Source organism: Mesorhizobium tianshanense, from assembly GCF_007830515.1.
GTDB lineage: Bacteria > Pseudomonadota > Alphaproteobacteria > Rhizobiales > Rhizobiaceae > Mesorhizobium > Mesorhizobium tianshanense.
On sequence record NZ_VLKT01000042.1, the window covers coordinates 34,133 to 51,851 of the forward strand.

At 63.6% G+C, this 17,719-nt stretch carries 18 protein-coding genes; 12 read left to right on the forward strand and 6 right to left on the reverse strand.

Annotated elements, in window-relative coordinates; translation table 11 throughout:
* The first annotated feature begins 7 nt into the window (after positions 1 to 7).
* Positions 8 to 850: a nucleoside phosphorylase gene (locus IQ26_RS27685; RefSeq protein WP_145721546.1), complete on the forward strand. Its 843-nt coding sequence runs from the start codon at positions 8 to 10 to the stop codon at positions 848 to 850.
* 290 nt (positions 851 to 1,140) lie between these two features.
* Here the strand turns inward: IQ26_RS27685 and IQ26_RS27690 are convergent, their stop codons facing one another.
* Complete coding sequence (locus IQ26_RS27690; protein WP_145721547.1) at positions 1,141 to 1,980, reverse strand: IclR family transcriptional regulator; 840 nt, start codon at positions 1,978 to 1,980, stop codon at positions 1,141 to 1,143.
* A 151-nt stretch (positions 1,981 to 2,131) separates the two neighbouring features.
* Positions 2,132 to 3,010, reverse strand: coding sequence for a cupin domain-containing protein (locus tag IQ26_RS27695; protein ID WP_240547264.1), 879 nt, complete (start codon positions 3,008 to 3,010; stop codon positions 2,132 to 2,134).
* A gap of 250 nt (positions 3,011 to 3,260) precedes the next feature.
* On the opposite strand from IQ26_RS27695, the gene IQ26_RS27700 reads away from it, so the two are divergent.
* The 8 genes from IQ26_RS27700 (at position 3,261) to IQ26_RS27735 (ending at position 10,437) form a co-directional block, all read left to right on the forward strand.
* The gene (locus tag IQ26_RS27700) at positions 3,261 to 4,259 is read left to right on the forward strand and encodes a TRAP transporter substrate-binding protein (protein ID WP_162458091.1); all 999 of its coding nucleotides are present in this window, start codon (positions 3,261 to 3,263) and stop codon (positions 4,257 to 4,259) included.
* A gap of 81 nt (positions 4,260 to 4,340) precedes the next feature.
* Positions 4,341 to 4,916, forward strand: a complete 576-nt coding sequence (locus IQ26_RS27705) for a TRAP transporter small permease (RefSeq protein ID WP_145721550.1) — start codon at positions 4,341 to 4,343, stop codon at positions 4,914 to 4,916.
* Positions 4,917 to 4,919: 3 nt separating this feature from the next.
* A complete protein-coding gene (locus IQ26_RS27710) occupies positions 4,920 to 6,200 on the forward strand; it encodes a TRAP transporter large permease (protein WP_145721551.1) in 1,281 nt (426 codons plus the stop codon).
* Between the two features lie 27 nt (positions 6,201 to 6,227).
* On the forward strand, positions 6,228 to 7,004 hold the full coding sequence (locus IQ26_RS27715; protein WP_145721552.1) for an HpcH/HpaI aldolase family protein: 777 nt from the start codon (positions 6,228 to 6,230) through the stop codon (positions 7,002 to 7,004).
* A gap of 34 nt (positions 7,005 to 7,038) precedes the next feature.
* Positions 7,039 to 7,983 carry a DUF6282 family protein gene (locus IQ26_RS27720; protein ID WP_240547265.1) on the forward strand — a complete coding sequence of 315 codons (945 nt, stop codon included), beginning with the start codon at positions 7,039 to 7,041 and terminating at the stop codon, positions 7,981 to 7,983.
* 30 nt (positions 7,984 to 8,013) lie between these two features.
* Positions 8,014 to 8,943, forward strand: coding sequence for a 3,5-dioxohexanoate:acetyl-CoA acetone transferase (gene kce, locus IQ26_RS27725; RefSeq protein WP_145721553.1), 930 nt, complete (start codon positions 8,014 to 8,016; stop codon positions 8,941 to 8,943).
* 13 nt (positions 8,944 to 8,956) lie between these two features.
* Positions 8,957 to 9,670 carry an NAD(P)H-dependent oxidoreductase gene (locus IQ26_RS27730; protein WP_145721554.1) on the forward strand — a complete coding sequence of 238 codons (714 nt, stop codon included), beginning with the start codon at positions 8,957 to 8,959 and terminating at the stop codon, positions 9,668 to 9,670.
* Between the two features lie 20 nt (positions 9,671 to 9,690).
* Complete coding sequence (locus IQ26_RS27735; protein ID WP_145721555.1) at positions 9,691 to 10,437, forward strand: SDR family NAD(P)-dependent oxidoreductase; 747 nt, start codon at positions 9,691 to 9,693, stop codon at positions 10,435 to 10,437.
* 37 nt (positions 10,438 to 10,474) lie between these two features.
* Here the strand turns inward: IQ26_RS27735 and IQ26_RS27740 are convergent, their stop codons facing one another.
* A complete protein-coding gene (locus tag IQ26_RS27740) occupies positions 10,475 to 11,299 on the reverse strand; it encodes an alpha/beta fold hydrolase (RefSeq protein ID WP_145721556.1) in 825 nt (274 codons plus the stop codon).
* Between the two features lie 128 nt (positions 11,300 to 11,427).
* Positions 11,428 to 12,579: a DJ-1/PfpI family protein gene (locus IQ26_RS27745; RefSeq protein ID WP_145721557.1), complete on the reverse strand. Its 1,152-nt coding sequence runs from the start codon at positions 12,577 to 12,579 to the stop codon at positions 11,428 to 11,430.
* A 132-nt stretch (positions 12,580 to 12,711) separates the two neighbouring features.
* Here IQ26_RS27745 and IQ26_RS27750 point away from each other — a divergent pair, with 132 nt between their 5' ends.
* The gene (locus tag IQ26_RS27750; RefSeq protein WP_145721558.1) at positions 12,712 to 13,683 is read left to right on the forward strand and encodes a GlxA family transcriptional regulator; all 972 of its coding nucleotides are present in this window, start codon (positions 12,712 to 12,714) and stop codon (positions 13,681 to 13,683) included.
* Positions 13,684 to 13,702: 19 nt separating this feature from the next.
* Here the strand turns inward: IQ26_RS27750 and IQ26_RS27755 are convergent, their stop codons facing one another.
* On the reverse strand, positions 13,703 to 14,941 hold the full coding sequence (locus IQ26_RS27755; RefSeq protein WP_145721559.1) for a flavin-dependent oxidoreductase: 1,239 nt from the start codon (positions 14,939 to 14,941) through the stop codon (positions 13,703 to 13,705).
* Between the two features lie 203 nt (positions 14,942 to 15,144).
* Between IQ26_RS27755 and IQ26_RS27760 the strand changes: the two genes are divergently transcribed.
* The gene (locus IQ26_RS27760) at positions 15,145 to 15,537 is read left to right on the forward strand and encodes a GFA family protein (RefSeq protein WP_145721560.1); all 393 of its coding nucleotides are present in this window, start codon (positions 15,145 to 15,147) and stop codon (positions 15,535 to 15,537) included.
* A gap of 108 nt (positions 15,538 to 15,645) precedes the next feature.
* On the opposite strand, the gene IQ26_RS27765 is transcribed toward IQ26_RS27760, so the two are convergent.
* Positions 15,646 to 17,154 carry a winged helix-turn-helix domain-containing tetratricopeptide repeat protein gene (locus IQ26_RS27765; protein WP_145721578.1) on the reverse strand — a complete coding sequence of 503 codons (1,509 nt, stop codon included), beginning with the start codon at positions 17,152 to 17,154 and terminating at the stop codon, positions 15,646 to 15,648.
* Positions 17,155 to 17,290: 136 nt separating this feature from the next.
* On the opposite strand from IQ26_RS27765, the gene IQ26_RS27770 reads away from it, so the two are divergent.
* A complete protein-coding gene (locus IQ26_RS27770) occupies positions 17,291 to 17,530 on the forward strand; it encodes a DUF1127 domain-containing protein (protein WP_162458092.1) in 240 nt (79 codons plus the stop codon).
* Positions 17,531 to 17,719: the final 189 nt, after the last annotated feature.

The window sequence follows — 17,719 nt, forward strand, 5'->3', positions numbered from 1 at the left end:
GAGTCCCATGGATCAGAAGACCGCATGGCCGATCGTGAACGACAAGGACCATGCTTCTCCTTCCGTGTTCCGGCCGGAGGCGCTGTTGCGCGAGGCGCGCCGGCAGAAGGGACTGCCGCTTGTCGCGGTCCCTCTGGTGTGCGTCCTCGATCCCGACGGCGACGTGGTGCGGCACCTCAAACTTGCAGGACAGGGCCGCGCACACCAGGGGTGGGCTTGTTATCATACCGAGCTTCTTGTCTTCGATCTCGATGGCGTCGGAGAGATCGGCATCGTCGGCTGCGCGGTGGGCGCCTCCTTTGCGGTGCTCGTGGCCGAGCAGCTTTTTGCGGCCGGCTGCCGGCTGCTCGTCAGCGTCACATCCGCCGGCCAGATCACCGACAACGGACCCACGCCCTACTTTGTCCTGATCGACCGCGCTCTCCGGGACGAGGGGACGAGCTATCATTATCTGCCGCCGGCAATCTTCGCCGAGGCGCCAGACGCAAGCCTTATCGCTCGCATCGAAGACGCTCTGTCGGGGCTTTCCGGCATTGTCGTCCACCGCGGCTCGACCTGGACGACCGACGCTCCTTACCGCGAAACCGAGACCGCGATCGCGTCCGCGCGGGATCTGGGCGCCCTCGCCGTCGAGATGGAAGCCGCGGCTTTGTACGCGTTTGCCGCGGCTACACACCGCCCTGTCGTGTGCTTTGCGCATGTGACGAATGCCATGGCGCAAACCGAGGGGGATTTTGAGAAGGGCGAGGCGAACGGAACAAAAGCGACGCTCGCGGTCATCGCCGCAGTTGCACGAGTTTGGTTGTCCTCCATCAAAGCCGAACGGCATGCGGGAGCAGGCGGGACATAGCGAGCCGATTGTGCGGTGAGACGACTGAGAGTGGTGGCCGTGGTTTTGAGCGCGTTGGCAGCTTGCAACGCCGGTCTGGCGTGGAATAGTGCCGATCCTGGCTGAAAGGTCCAGCTTCCCAGCGAGCTCGCGGCACCGGATCTCAGGAGCACAATGCCAGGAGGAAGATTATCAAGACCCCTAGTGCTGCGGTGATCGAAACGGGATAGTCCGCGAACAGTGTCTCAAGGAGCCGCCGCTTGGCCTCACTCCGAGCTTTTGGAGCATCACTTGGACGGCTTTCTGTCGGCCTACGGCCCGGAGAGGTTTTCATCTGCATGAGATACCTGTCGCGCTTCACCGGCCTTCGGCCGATGACCTAGATTCTTTGAGATTTGATTCGCTGCATCGAGGATCTGCCTGACCTGCTCTGTCGTTGGAGCTTCACCGATGAACTGAACGGAGTCGGTTATTGCAACGGCGCCGACGTAGTGGCCCAATGCATCGAAAATTGGGGCGGCCAGGGCATTGAGTCCCACCATCTCTTCATTGGGCGCAACCGCCCAACCACGCCTTCGCACCGCATCGATTTCCGTCTTGAGCTTTTCGGGATCGGAGATCGTGTAGGGTGTATGCATATCGAGCCTGGCGCTCATCACCTGCGGCAGAAGCATCGCGTCTCCGAAGGCGAGAGTAAGCTTTCCCTGCGCACTGGTATGGAATTGCAGGATCGAGCCCGGCTTCACGCTGATATCGATGTTGGAGCGGCTGGGCATGAGCAGCAGAATGCGGTTGCCTTCCTTTTCGGGCTGGCTGATGGCGACCGCGTGGCCTAACCGGTCGCGCAATTCCCGCGCGGTCTGCCGCGCCGCGGAAGCCAGTTCGAAGCTTTCGGAGACGGCCTGACCCAGCGCCATGAGGCGGGCACTGATCATGTAGCGCTCGCTCTCTTCGTTGCGGATCAGGTAGCCGGCCGTGACCAGCGTCTGGAGATGGCGGTGTATGCGGCTCTTCGTGGTATCGAAGGCGCGCGCAAGCTCGGATACACCGACGGAGGTCTGGCACTGGGCGACATATTCAAGGATGTTGAGCGCAAATACGACGGCTTGTACCCCGCTGCCTTCGCGCCTGGTGTCTTTGTCGTCCAGCATCGTCGTCTCCGAACCGGATGGCTTCAATCACGCCGCCCGTCCATTACGGGCTGGCGCGAGATATGCAGTTCGGACGGCCGGGAGACAAGAAGCCTTCGACGGCCCGGGGTTTCCGGCACTGTTGCCGCTGTCCGGTGAAAGCCAAGCCATGTCAGGCCTCCGGCGGCATGGGATACGCATCGGCGTTGAGCACCCAACCTGGCTGTTTCGAGAAGTCGGCGCGCGGCGGCGAGAATATGTCGACGAGCTGATTGAGACCCTCTTCCATACCGCGTGAGGTGTGGATGGCAGGCGGCGGGATGACGGCGAGCGAGGGCGACTTGCAATACGCATGCTCATCCTCGCGCCAGGCGGTCATGTCGGTGGTCCAAGGCCAGCGCAGGTGATGCGTGAACGCTCCGTCGAGCGCCAGCGACCCCTGTTCGAAATCGTCGTGATGGTGCGGCGACAGTTTGGTGACGTCGCGCGGTCCCTGTTGAGGGTCGAGGTAGTTCACCATCAGCGTGGTGCAGCGGAAGATGCGGCCGAAGCGGCCTGGCTCCTTCGGGATGTCGAGGCTGTAGGCGCGCACCCTGTAGCCCGCCGGCGGCTCCGGCCACGGCTCGAAGGGCGGAATGCGCGGATGCTCGGCGGCGAATGAGGCGGCGTTGGAGCAGCGGGCCACCAGGTCCGGCGACCGGGTTGAAAAGATACGGGCTATGCGCCCGCCGTCCGGCAGCGCAATCCGCGTATCGCCCGGGGGTAGAATGACCAGTGAAAAGCCTTCGGCTACCGTCCGCCCTTCCGGCGCATCGATCACTGCGCCTTTTCCCTTGTCGGGCAGGAGCAGCACATATTCGTCGATCTGGCCCTTGCGCTCGAGCACGGCGCCGGGTTCGGCCTCCGAATAGGCCACGAGGAAGTTCTGCCCGCGCGACATCCAGGTCCTGGTATCGGCCGCGGTCTCCTGCGGGTCTTCCTCGTAGTACAGGCCATACTCGGCCGGCGTGTAGTGGCCGGAGATGGAGGGCGCCTTTGCAGCGGCAGCCATACGCGATCTCGGGTCGCTTGAATCATACATCTGCATTCACTCCAGGGCAGCGTGACACAAGGTCGTTATTCGTTCCGCTGTACGGAACAAAAATATGCACATAAGAACGCACTCTCATCGGCCCTGTGTCAAGTGGGCAGTGCTTGTTGCAGTGCAGCTAACTTCTTTCCGACACATGCTTGACAGCAATGCGGGGCGCATGAATTATAAACGAAACAACGTTCTGCACAACGAAACAGGAGGAGACGTTATGCTGACTCGCCGCAGGGTGATAACCCTTGCGGGCGCCGCCACCGCGACGCTTGCAATGCCCAACATCTCTCGTGCCGCTGCCATCAACATGCGCCTGGCGCACGCCGCGAATGAAATTCATCCCGGTCATATCGCGACCGTCGAGTTCAAGAAGGCCCTCGAAGCACTGGTTCCCGGCGCGACCAATCTAACGATCTTTCCCAACCGGCAGCTCGGCGAAGACCGGCAGAATCTCGAATCCGCTATCGCCGGCACCAACGAGCTGTGCGGCTGCAGCGGTGTCCTGTTTCCCCTTGTGACCGGGCGCAACGCGCTCGACGCGTACCAGCTTCCCTTCCTGATCAAGGATTACGATCATTTTTCGCGGATCGCGACGGCAGACATCGGCCAGAAGCTGCTCGACGATCTGGAGCCGGCCGGCCTCGTCGGGTTGCAGACCACCGACATTGGACAGCGCCATTTCCTGTGCGCCACCCGGGAAGTGAAGTCGGTGCCGGATTTTGCCGGGCTGAAGACGCGCATCCTGCCCGTACCGCTACACAAGGCGATCTGGGAGGGCGTCGGCACGGCGCCCATAGGCCTGCCCTACGGCGAGGTCTACGGCGCGCTCGAGACCAAGGTCATCGACGCCGTCGAGATCAACGTCTCTTCCATGCTGGGTGAGAACCTCTGGGAGGTCGGCAAGAACTTCACGCTCACCGGTCACTATCCGTGGCACCACGTGATCGCGATCAACAAGACCTTCTTCGACGGCCTGCCGACGGAAATCCAGCAGGCGATCAAGCAGGCAGGCCGCGATTCCATCGCGCCGACGCTCGAATACACCAAGAAGCAGGACAATGAGGGCCGTGACGAATTGCGTGCCAAGGGCGTTCAGATCTTCGAACTCGAAGATCTCGCCGGGATGCAGGCGAAGGTCGAGCCGATCATTGAGCAGTGGAGTTCGACGTCGCCGCTCATCAAGGATTTCGTCGGGCAGGCGCGCGCGCTGATCTGAGCGCGCTGCCGCGATGCGACAACGCCGCGGGCAGCGTCCGGCTGCCCGCGGATACCCTCTATTCGCCTCTGGGGATTCCGAATGGATGTCAACGAGGAAAGAGCGGCATGGCCGAGCGGGCTCTTGGGCTGGTACGTCAAGATCATCCGCTTCCTGGCAGGGATTTCCATGCTGGCGATCGTGTCGATCATGATCGCGCAGGTCGTCGCGCGCTACATCTTCAACGCCTCCTTCATCTGGGCCGAGGAGATTTGCCGTTACCTGCTGATCTGGCAAACGTTCCTTTTCATCGGCATGGCCTATCACCGCGGTGAGCTCGTCGCTGTCGACGTGGTGCCGCTCATGCTGAGGCCCCATGCACGCCTCGTGCTCAAGGCGATCGTCACGATTCCGATCCTCGTCTTCCTCTGTCTGATGGCGATCAACGGCTATGACTACGCAACACGCTTCGGCGGCCAGATCGTGCCGGCCGTCGATTTCATCGCCATGTCGCTCATCGGCCATGGCGTCGGCCTGTCGATCTTCTGGGTCTATGTCTCGGTCGCGATGGGCTCGGCGCTTCTTGCGCTGCACATGATCGCCGCGATCGTCATCGAGGCCCGCGACCTCAGGGCCGGTCGTGCCGATTCCGGCCTCGACCGCATCCCGGGAGCCTGATGGATGGGAGCGTTCTTCGGCGCCTTCTTCCTGCTGCTCGCCACGGGCGTGCCGATCGCGCTCGCGCTCGGGGTGGGCGGCATGATCCACCTCTATATGAGCGGCAACGGCGCGATCGTCCTGGCGTTCCCGCAGCGCATGATGGCCGGCGTCGACCAGTTTATTCTGCTGACCATTCCGCTGTTCCTGCTCGCCGGCATGCTCATGAACGTCGGCGGCATCACCGACCGCATCGTGGTCTTCGCGCGCGCCATGGTCGGCCATCGCAAGGGCGGCATGTCCTCGGTGACGGTGCTCTCCAGCGGCTTCTTCGCAGGCATATCGGGAAGCGCCACGGCCGAAGCCTCGGCGCTGGGTTCGATCCTCATTCCCGCCATGCGCAAACAGGGTATGCCACCGGCCTATGCGGCAGCGCTGGTCGGCGTCAGCTCGATCATGGGTCCGATTATCCCGCCCTCGATCACCATGATCATCTACGGCGTTCTTTCGGGCACCTCGATCGGCCAGCTCTTCATCGCCGGCGTCGGTCCCGGACTCCTCCTGGCCGCAGGACTTCTGATCTATGCCGGCTGGCGCGCGCGCCGGGACGGCTTTCCCGTCACGCCGAAGATGCGCTGGGCGGAGCGACGCCAGGCAACCATCCGAACCCTGCCCGCACTGGTCCTGCCCCTGATCATCGTCGTCGGGATCAAGGCGGGCGTGTTCACGCCGACGGAAGCAGCGGCGGTTGCGGTCGCTTATGCCCTCGTCGTCGGCTTCGCCTACCGCGACCTGACGCTGAGGCGCGTCTGGGAGTCGCTGGTCGCGGCGACGCTGGTCAGTTCCTCGATACTCTTCATTACCGCCATGGCGAGCATCGTTGCCTTCGTCTTCACGCTGGAGCAGGTGCCGACGACGATCGCCTCCGCGGTGCTGTCGGTCAGCGAGAACCCGATCGTCGTCCTGATCATGCTGAACCTTGCGCTGCTCGTGCTCGGGATGTTCCTCGAGCCGATCTCGATCCTCATCCTGACCATGCCGATCCTGCTGCAGTTCAACAAGATCATCGCCATGGATCCGGTGCAGTTCGGCATGATGGTGGTGCTTAACGTGGTGATCGGCATGGCGACGCCGCCGGTCGGCATCCTGCTGTTCATCGTCTGCGCCGCGTCGGGCCAACCCTTGACTGATGTCGCGAAAGAGTCCGTGCCGCTGATCGGCATCTGTCTGCTCGTGCTTTTTCTCGTCGCCGCCGTACCGGCCGTTTCACTGTTCCTTCCGCACGCCATGCTGCCGATGCGGTGAGATCCATAGCCAGGGAGAATTCACAGCATGACCACCGAACGCCGCAATTTTCGTCAGCGCTTCCTCGACCGCGAGCACCTCGTCGGCACTTTCGTCAAGACTCCCGCGACCCATCCGATCGAAATTCTAGGCGCGGTCGGCTTCGACTTCGTGGTGATCGACGAGGAACATGCGCCCTGGGATCGCGTCGCGATCGATGGCGGGCTGCTCGCCGCGCGCGCTTCGGGCACCGCCGGACTGGTGCGCGTGGCCGAACCGACGGCGGCAAAAATTCTCTCGGTGCTGGACGACGGCGCGACAGGCGTTCTGGTGCCGCATGTCAGTTCTCCCGCAAAGGCGAGAGACATAGCCGCCGCCTGCCGCTACCGCGGGGGTAGGCGCGGCTTTTCGAATACGACGCGCGCCGGCAGTTTCGGCGCGGTCGGGATTTGGGATCACGTCCAGGCAGGCGACGAGGCCGTCACGTTCATCGCGATGATCGAGGACCCGGAAGCGCTCGAGGACCTCGACGGCATTCTGGGGGCCGAGGGCCTGGATGGAGTCTTCATCGGTCGCGGCGACCTGACCGTGGCCTTCGGAGCAACCGGGATGGACGGGCCACAGGTGCGGGACGCCTGCGACAGGATTTTCGCCGCGGCGAAGCGAGCCGGCAAACCTGTCGCTGTCATGGTCGCGAGCGCCGAAGAGGCGGCGCGGTTCCGAGGCATGGGCGCAAGCGCTTTCATCGTCGCCTCCGACCAGGGCTTCATGCGCCAGGCCGCGATGAAGGCCTATGGCGACATCGCCTCGGTCGCCAACGGCTGAAGCCGGAGAAATCTCAAGAACGAGGAACAGAAAGATGGCTGACACAACCACCAACTATCCGACCATCGTGCCGCTGCCGCCGATGGAACCTTCGCGCGCGGCCGAGGTCGCCGACCTGCTCGTCGGAGCGGTCGATCTGCACTGCCACTCCGGTCCGGCCGCCATGCCGCGCATCCTGGGCCATCACGAGGCCTTCAAGATGGCCCTCGACGCCGGGTTCAAGGCGCTGCTCTACAAGGACCACTATTACATCGGCATGCCGCACTGCGCTGTGCTGAAGGACATCTATCCCGACGCCAATATCGAGCTTTTCTCGGGCGTAGCGCTCAACAATGCCTCCGGCGGCGTCAACCCCCACGCGGTCGACCATGCGATCAAGCTCGGCGGCAAGATCGTCTGGTTTCCTACATTCGCGGCGAAAAACCACATCGCGGCCTATGCGGCGAAGAGCTTCCCGAAAACCGCCAAGCCGATGCTGCCGCCGTCCCCGCTCACGGTGCTCGATGCGAACGGCAAGCTCATCGACGAGGCCAAGCAGATATGCGACCTGATCGCGGAGGGCGACATCATCCTGGCCGGCGGCCATCTCCACGTCAGCGAACTCTTCGTGCTGTTCGAGGAGGCGAAGAAGCGCGGCGTGAAGAAGATGCTCGTCAACCACCCGTCCTACATCATCGGATGCTCCGACGAGGACATTCGCGGCCTGGTCTCGCTCGGCGCCTATATCGAGCACTCGATCTGCATGTTCGTACCCAGCCGCGCCAAACAGCATGACGGCCAGGACCTGCTTCATCTGATCGAAGTGGCGGGCGTCGAGCGCACCATCTTCGGATCCGACCTCGGCCTGACCCAGGCGCCGAAGCCGGTAGACGGCTATCGCATGATCGTCTCGATGATGCTCGACCTCCAGGTGCCGCGCCAGGATATCACCAGGATGATCTCGGCCAATGCGGCCGGGCTACTCAACCTCGCCGCCTGAACCTGGACGATCGAGAGGAAAAGTCACGTCATGGCGCCACGAAAAGTCATCATCACATGCGCGGTCACCGGGTCGATCCATACGCCGTCGATGTCGCCTCACCTGCCGGTCACCGCCGAAGAGATCGCCGATGCCGCCGTTGGGGCGGCGGAAGCCGGCGCGGCCATCGTGCACTTGCATGCCCGCGATCCGGAGACAGGTCTGCCCGACCAGTCTCCGCAACGATTCGAACCGTTCCTGAAGATCATCAAGCAGCGTTCCGACTGCGTGGTGAACATCACCACCGGCGGCGCTCCGACGATGACGATCGAGGAACGGCTCAAGCCGGTCGCCACATTCAAACCGGAAGTCGCTTCCCTCAACATGGGCTCGATGAATTTCGGCCTGTTTCCGATGCTGGAGCGCTTCAGGGAATTCTCGCACGACTGGGAGCGGCCGTATCTCGAAGGATCGCGCGACCGCATCTTCAAGAACACCTTCACCGACATCGAGAACATCCTGACGACCTGCGCGGAGAATGGCACCCGCTTCGAGATCGAGTGCTACGATATCGGTCATCTCTACACACTCGCCCATTTCGTCGAGCGCGGCCTGGTGAAGCCGCCGTTCTTCGTCCAGAGCGTCTTCGGCATCCTTGGCGGCATCGGCCCGCATCCGGAAGACGTCATGCATATGAAGCGTACCGCCGACAGGCTGTTCGGCAACGATTACCGGTGGTCGGTCTTGGGCGCGGGCCGCAATCAGATGCCGATCGCCGCGATCGCCGCGGCGAACGGCGGCAACGTTCGTGTCGGGCTGGAGGATTCGCTATGGATCGGTCCGGGCAGGTTCGCCCGCTCGAACGCCGAACAGGTCCTCAATATCCGTGAGATCATCGAAGGCCTCGGCCTCGAGGTTGCCACGCCGACCGAGGCGCGTGCGATCCTCGATCTCAAGGGCGCCGATCGCGTGAACTTCTGACCGGAGTGCGTTCATGAACGTTCTGATCGTCTACGCGCATCCCGAACCAACCTCGTTCAACGCGGCGCTGGTGGCGCGTGCGAAAGCCGCCCTCCGGGCCGCCGGGCACACGGTGACGGTGTCGGACCTCTACGCCGATAGATTCGATCCGGAGGCCGGACGGCACGACTTCTCGACTATCGCAGATCCGGATCGGTTCCATTACCAGAGCGAGCAGGTTTTGGCTGCAAGGCAAGAGGCCTTCGTTCCGGAGATCGCGCGCGAACAGGCGCGGGTCGCCGCAGCCGATCTTCTGGTTCTGCAGTTCCCGCTGTGGTGGGGCGGCCCGCCCGCAATCCTGAAAGGGTGGTTCGAGCGCGTGCTGGCCTACGGCTTCGCCTATGTCGACGGCCGGCGCTTCGATACCGGCGTATTCAAGGGACGCCGGGCTCTGCTCTCCGTGACGACCGGCGGCACGACGGCCCGTTTCGGTCCCCATGGCGTCTATGGCGAGATCGAAAAGGTGCTGTGGCAGACGCAGCGCCTCACCCTGCAATATATGGGCTATTCGGTCGAGGAGCCCTTCGTCGCCTATGGCGCGCCGCGGGTCGGCGACGAGGGTCGCGCCGCATATCTGGACGAGTTCGCCCGTCGTGTCGTCGAAGCGGCGGCGAAACCGGTGGACCGCAGGACAGACGAGGCTCTGCGCGAAAGCGTACCGGCCGACGCCTGGGCGCAGACGCGTTGAGGCAGCGCGAGGAGGACAGCATGACCAACTCCAAGGCTTTCGAAGGCAAGGTCGTTCTGGTGGTCGGCGGATCGCGCGGCATCGGCGCCGCGGTGTCGCGCCGCTTCGCGGGGCTGGGCGCAGCCGTCGCGATCGGCCATCGCACGGCCGGTGCGGCCGACGCGATCATCGCCGAAATCGCCGCGAGCGGCGGTCAAGCGAAAAGCTTCGCCGGAGACACCTCGAAGCCCGGCGAGGCCGAGACCATCGTGCGCGGAGCCTACGAGGCTTTCGGACGGCTGGACGTCCTGGTCAACACGGCCGGCATCGGGCCATACCTGCCGCTGGCCAGAATCGACGAGGCCCATTACCGTTCGATCTTCGACACCAACGTGCTGGGAACGATCCTGCTTACACAGGCAGCCGCACCTCTCCTGCCTTCGCCGGGCGGACGCATCGTCCATTTTGCGTCGCGCCTCGCCTGCAACCCGATCCCGACCAGTTCCGTCTATTCTGCGTCCAAAGCGGCTGTCATCACGCTCGTCCACGGTTTCGCGCGTGAGTTGGGCCCAAAGGGCATCACCGTCAACGCAGTGGCTCCGGGCGTGATCGAAACGGACATGACGACGACGATCATCGCTGAACGGGGCGAGCAGATACGCGCCATGACGCCGCTCGGTCGCATCGGTCAGCCGGAGGATATCGCAGGGATCGTGGCCTTCCTTGCCTCGGACGATGCCGGCTGGATCACCGGCCGCACGATCCTGGCGGATGGCGGCGTGAACTGATCCGGGTTTGACCGGAACCATAAGACTGGCCCGGTTGCTACGGTGCGAATTGCGTCGCTGGCGACGTCGGTCGCGTGAGGAAGCTCTCGATCACTTGCGCCACCTCCGGTCCTTGGCCGAGATTGTAGTGCGAATAGCCCGGAATGATCGCCAACCGCGCGCGCGAAAACTGCGGATCGATCCAGCCCGGTTCCCGGATGCCACCGCCGAACAGGGCGAAAAACTCGGCGATGTGCTGCATCGAGACGGAATCGTGATCGGCAAAGATCAGCAGCACGGGCATGGGCAGGGCACGCACTTCCTCACGCCAGTTCCAGTCCTGTCGCATAAGCTCGCCCATCCGGTCGACGAACAGCGGAAACTGGTCGGGGTGGCCGTAACCCTCGAAGATCGGTGTGGCCTTCATCTGCTCGGCGAGGGAGCTGTTGACGGCGCTCATGCCTTCCTGCGCCTCCGGGTACCAGCCGTCACGCGCAAAGCCCGTGGCGATCACGATCAGGTTGCGCACCATCGCCGGGTGCTGGATGGCCATCCAGATTGCAGCATCAGCGCCATGGGAATAACCGGCGACGTCGGCTTGGCTGATGCCGAGGTGGCGCAAGACCGCAGCGACATCGTCGCCGTTTCTTTCGTGGCTCATGGGTGTATCACGCAGACCGGTACGGCCGTGGCCTTCGAGGTCGATGGCGATGACCTGGCGCCGCTCCGCCAGGGGTCCGGTGATCTGCGCAGTGGTCCTGATCGGCATAAGCCCGCCGGCAAGAACGACGATCGGCTCGCCCTCGCCGTAGATTTCGTAGTAGAGGCGCAGGCCTTCGGCAGCTTCGGCGTATCCATTGCTGGCAGGTTCAAGTTCTTGCATGGCGGATTCTCCTTGGAATTCCTATGCGTGGGTCGGTGGCGTATCCGGAAGGACGAAAGACCGGCGCTTCTCACGACAGCCGAATGGAGACTTTTCTCAACTTGAGCTGTTGGCGGGGCCGCGATCCGTCAGCGGACCGTTTCTTGCCGCGGATATTCTAGCTGCATGGCGACCACGCTTGTGGTGCTTTTTCCGTAACGCGCTGTGATCGCCTCGAGCGCCCGGTCGAGCGCCTCCGCCGGCTTCCGATCGGAAAACGTCGGCACTTGCCGGTCTTCTGGCCAATTCCGGCCTGACTGGTCGGGGATGACGCGAATGCCGTTGCGGGTCTCGACGGCATCCGGCGCGACAGCAAAGGTCGCGGCGCTCGACCGGTAGGTTCGCGACCAGGCATCGGCCACCAGTGCAAGCGACACCTCGTCCATGCCCGGCTCGAGGCGGATGCCGAACTCTTCGCGGTTCCAGAAGGCCATCCTGTTGGCAAGTACCGTCGTCGCGAACGGACGCGTCAGCTTGAACGCACCGCTTGCATGCCGTGCATTCCATTTCGCAAGGCCGAGATCGTTCGCGACTGCTTCCGCCTTGGCTCGACCGGCGATTGCCTCGATCAGCGTCAGCATCATCGGCATGGACGCCGTGATGCCGGTCGTGGTCGTGACGCTGCCGTCAGATACCATGCGCCGGTCGGGCACGTATTCGATCGTCGGGCTGCGCTTGAGCATCTCGACGAGATAGTACCAATGCGTCGTCGCACGCTTGTCGTCTAGCAGGCCGGCCGCTCCGACGACCTTGGCGCCGGCGCAGATACCGATGATCCTCGCGCCCTTCTCCGCCTGGCTTTTGAGCCAGGCGAGCGCCGCCGGATCGTCGTCGCGGCTCATGGCGGGGACGATGACGTAGTCGGCTCCATCAGGAAGCGCGGCGTCGAACTGTGCGATGGTCGCGTCCGGCTCGACGTTGAGCGCGGGATAAAGCTGCACCGGTCCCGGTCCGGTCGCCAGCATCACCACGTCGGCGACGTCGGCTCGCCGCAGGATGCCGGTCGGCATGAGATAATCGGTGGTCTCCGTGGCGTCGTTGATACCAATGATCGCGACGAGCGGACGCTCCCGCACCGCAGGCTTGAGCGCGGTCAGCATGGCGGCAGTCTCTTCCTGCGGCACGGGCGGCGCCTCTTTGGCCGCCGTCGCCGATGGCAGGCTGAACATCCAGCCGCCAAAACCCGCCAAGGAAAGGACGATGAGAGCCAAGCCAACCCGGACGAAGATGGATTTCGACATCACTGCGTTCTCCAGAAGAACGAACGGAAGCGGCTCCAGGCGACCGGCCGCGTTCCGGCGCTTCCATCGACCGGTCTAACCTAGCAGTGGAGGCCCTTGGCAGAAAGGACAAAGATGCGGTAATTTCTGCCAATGCACCACGTCGCCCTCATCGTCTATCCCGGGTTCGAGTTGCTCGACATGTCGGGACCCGCATCGGTTTTCAACGGTGCCAATCGCGCCTTGAGCCAGCAGGGAAAGCCAGCCCTCTACAAGGTCCTGCTCGTATCGACACAAGGCGGCGCTATCGAGAGCAGCAGCGGCGTCGCGGTGGAAACCCGCCCGATCACCGAGATTCGGCCGGGGGACGCCCACACAGTGCTGGTCGTGGGGGCGGAACGGGAGCAACTCCTGCCGGCAGTGGCGGATCCGATCCTGCGGGCAGCAATTCCAGGATTAGCGGCGAAGGCCGAGCGTTTCGGTTCAGTCTGCACAGGAGGATTCGTGCTCGCCGCGTTCCGGCTGCTCGACGGTCATCGCATCGCGACCCACTGGGACTCATGCAAGCCATTTACTGAAAACTTCCCGTTGGTCACGGTCGATCCGGACGCGCTTTACGTGGTCGACGGACGTCTCTGGACGTCCGCCGGGGTTACCACCGGCATCGACATGGCGCTGGCGATGGTCGCGCATGACCTCGACGCGGCGATCGCTGGCGAGGTCGCGAAACGGCTGATCCTCTACGCTCGTCGCCCCGGCTACCAGTCCCAGTTCAGCCCACTCCTGCAGGCTCAGGTGAAGGGCGACAGCCCGTTCGCCGACCTGATCGGCTGGATTCAGGCGAACCTCGACGCGCAGCTTGACGTGCCCTCGCTGGCTGCGCGCGCCGGCCTGACCGAGCGCACCTTCCATCGCAAGTTTGTGGCGGCGACGGAGGAAACGCCGGCCCGCTTCGTCGAGATCGCCAGGCTCGATGCCGCGCGCATGCTGTTGTCGCGCGGGCTTTCGCTGAAGTCGATTGCGGTACAGGTCGGCCTGTTCCCGCCTGCTCGCCTTGCGGACGCCTTCGAGCGCCGTTTCGGCGTCGCGCCGAGGCTTTTCCGCGACATGCACGCCGAGCTGTGAGAACTGGTTCCTGCCGCCGTCACACGCGGGAACGGCTCTCGAAGCCGGCAAGGCGCGCATAGCCGCGTACCACAGCTTCCCGCTCGTCACGAGACGCGATTGCTTCGATGTCGTCAAACCCGTCCGGCGCGCGAGATTCCACCATGTCGATGACGCCCTCGGGACCGCCCCCGCGATTGGCAAGTACGATGGCCGATGTCGCCGGCCTGCGTTCCGCGTCATAAGCCGCAAGTGCGGCCTCGACCGACGTCTCGGCGACCAGATTCTCGGCGAGGCTGCGCGCATCGAGAACCGCTTGGCTCGCTCCGTTGGAACCGACCGGGTACATGGGATGGGCGGCGTCGCCCAGCAGCGTCACGCGTCCGAACGCCCATCGGTCAAGTGGGTTGCGGTCGCAATTGGGGTATTCGTAGAACGTCGGCGTCGCCCGGATGATCTCGGCCGGATCGACGAAATCCAACCGGAAGCGCTCGCGCACGAAAGGCAGAACGTCCGCCAGAACGCCCGGCCGGCTCCAGTCCTCCTTGCGGAGCGGCGCGGTGCCGGGAATTCCTGTCCGCGCCATCACCGCCCAATTCGTCAGGCGGACGCCCGGCTGCGAGGTATCGGCGGCGATCGGATAGAACACGAATTTCGCGAAGTTGCCGCCGGCGATCGCCATCGCCCGGCCGTCGCACCAGGTCGGCCAGCTTGTGCAGCCGCGCCACAGCATGACGCCGTTCCAGATGGGTGGCCCCTCTTGGGGAAAGAGATGGGCGCGTACGGTGGAGTGTATGCCGTCCGCGCCGATCAGGAGGTCGCCGGATGAGTGGGTGCGCTCGCCGTCGCGGCTGGAGAGATCGACCACAACGCCGCCTCCCGATTGGCGAAAGCCGTCGACTTGCCAGCCGGTGCGGATAATTTCGCGGCCCAACCGTTCAATTACCGCCTTGTGGATCAGCCCCAGCAACTTGCCGCGATGTATGCTGTATTGCGGATGAAGGTGGCCTGCATCGATGCCACGCAGTTCCTGCCAAACGGCTTGGCCGAATCGGTTTGCGTAGATGAGCTCGTGCGTGCGGATACCCTGAGCGTCCAGGTCCGCCTGAAGTCCGAGAGCCGCCAGTTCCTTCACGGCATGCGGCAAGATGTTGATGCCCACGCCGAGCTCGCGAATATCGCCGGCCCGCTCGAATATCTCGGCATCGATGCCGATCCTGTGCAGGAACAGGGCCGCGGTCAGCCCGCCGATCCCGCCACCGGCGATCAGCGCCTTCATGATGCCGCCTCTCTTCTTCGTCTGTCCAAGGCAGCCTATCGGCGTGGTGACGTATCTGAAATGACATAAAGCGCGGGATATCTGCCACCTCCGGTCTTACCCGCCACGGAAGAACGACGCGTCCCCGCCCGCAGCGGGCAATTGCAATGACAGCGCCATTCGTCGTAGCCATTCCGACCGCTTGGTTTTGGAGGAGACGCAGCATGGACCGATTCACCGGCGGTTGCCTGTGCGGCAACGTGCGAATTGTGGCGTCGGGACTCCCATACCGGGTCGGCCTTTGTCATTGCCTCGACTGCCGCAAGCATCATGGGGCCCTGTTTTACGCTGCCGCGGTGTTCCCTCAGGATGCGGTGACGATCGACGGCGAAACACGCGACTACGCCGGGCGGTTTTTCTGCCCCCGCTGCGGCTCGTCCGTTTTCGCACGCAACGCAGACGAAATCGAAGTGCACCTGGGGTCCCTGGATGCCCCTGACCAACTGATGCCTACCTACGAAAGCTGGATCGTCCGTCGCGAATCCTGGTTGCCGCCGTTTCCGCTCAAGAGACGATACGAGCGCGATCGTGACGCTACGGGTCGCTTTGAGGAGTAGGTCGCACAAACGGTGCGAAGGCGCCGTTACGAGGTGACAGCGACGCCTGCCTTGATCGACATCTCGAACCAGATGCTCGAGGACGGCGCCTTCGATCACGCCCGCGCGTCACTCCGGAAGACCGGCCTTGCGGAAGCCATCAACGAAATGCTCAAGCGTCCCAGCGTCTCGGAATGGCTCCGTCGTGGCCCAGTGGCGGGTTGTGAAATGCGGGTTGCCGACGAGGAACAGTTCGACCTCCGCGCGCGCCTCGTCGAGCCGGCCCAGTTGGGCAAGGCTTGCCGCCAGGAAACGGCGTGAGCTTGTCCGATAAGTCTCGTCCCTGCGCAGCGTCTCGACAGCGGCTTCGTATTCGCCGGCCGCATATTGCGCCTGGCCGAGCGTCAGATAGTACCAACTTGCCGGGAACGGGTTCAGCCGGAACGCCTTGCGAATGTGCTCAAGGCCCTCCTCGACCCGCCCGGCCAGGACCGCGATGTCGGATAATGCCGCCCAGGCATCAGCCTCGTTCGGGTCGAGCTCGATCGCCTTGGCGAATTCGGCATCCGCCTCGGCGAAGCTGCGGTCATATGCAAGCAGGTAAGCCAGGACCCAGCGGCAGCCCGCATCGTTGGGATCGATCGCCACAGCCTTGCGCGCCAGTTCCAAGGCAAGGCTACGGGAAGATTCAGTCGGTCCGCCGGAATGCACCCATCCCATCCAGTGGTTCATGGCAAGCCAGCGATAGGGCTCGGCGTACCCCGGATCGAGCGAAACCGCGCGCGTGAGCATCAGATGCGCTTCCCGCGCCGTCTGCGGCTGATCATCCATCAGCTTGCGCGCCCGCACGCAGAGATCGTAAGCCTCGAGATTTTTGGGCCGATTGCGCGGCAGCGGTGCGCTGAGCCGGCCGAGCAACGCCTCCACGATCTTGCCGGTGACCTCGTCCTGAACGGCAAAGATATCTTCCAGGCCGCGATCGAAGCGTTCCGCCCACAGATGATCGCCACTCACCGCGTCGACCAGCTGGGCGTTGACGCGCACGCGCCCCGCGGCGCGCCTTGCGCTCCCCTCCAGCAGGTAGCGCACGCCAAGGTCCAGCGCGATCTCGCGCACGTCCGTCGCTTTTCCTTTGTAGGCAAAGGCCGAGTTGCGCGCGATGACGAACAGGCCGGAGATCCTGGACAGGTCGGTGATCAGGTCTTCGGTCAACCCATCCGCGAAGGATTCCTGCTCGGGATCGTTGCTGACATTGACGAAGGGCAGCACGGCTATCGATGGTTTGTCGGGCAGCGGCAAAGGTTTTCGCTTCGTGCCACCGAGCTGTTCGATAGCCCCCGTGAAGCGGTAGCCGACGCGTGGGACCGTGGCGATCCATTGACCACCGTCGGCGACCGGACCGAGCAGCTTCCGCAGCTGCGCGATCTGGACGGTGAGGTTGCCTTCCTCGACGGCCGTGCCCGGCCACGCCGCGTCCATCAACTCGGCCTTCTCAAGGATTTCACCGGGCCGTCCGACGAGCGCCGCAAGCAGCTTTAGCGCGCGGTAGCTAACGGCAACGGGGACATCGTTCCGAAGGAGTGTTCCCGCACCCGGATCAAGCACGAACGGACCAAAGGCAAAGCGCGATCCCTGCATACGGCGCATCTATAGCCCGTTTGGAAGTTTTGAGAACTATTTGGGAGAGCTTAATTACGACGCTGTTCGTATCCTGCAGAATTCAACCTCTTTCAGGTCGAGGGTCCACGGACCTTCAAACCATATGGAGGTTGCTATGAACAATACCCTTGCGTCGGCCCCGCATCAGGCAGCGCGGCCGGGAACGCCCGTGGGGCGGGCGTCGCGTCGGCACCTGACGACCCTGCGAAGCATTATCGCGACCTGGCGCGAGCGGATACGCTTTCGCTGGGAACTTGAGCAAATGTTGAAGGCCAATCCTCATTTGATCGACGATATCGGTCTGACGAAACGGCAGGCCGAGGCAGAAATCGCCAAGCGCTTTTGGCAACGATAAGGCGAATGCGGCAATGACACCCGATCGCGGCGCCACGCGCGGGAAGTCGCGACGGTGACGCGTCCGGCACAAGGCCCGCGTCGGATCGCCGCCCTCACTTTCCTGTCTGGTACCGTGGTGGCTTTGATGACGCGCGGAGGTCACGTCGGAAGGATTGGTTGACGAGCGCCCCGGTATCCACCTTCAAAG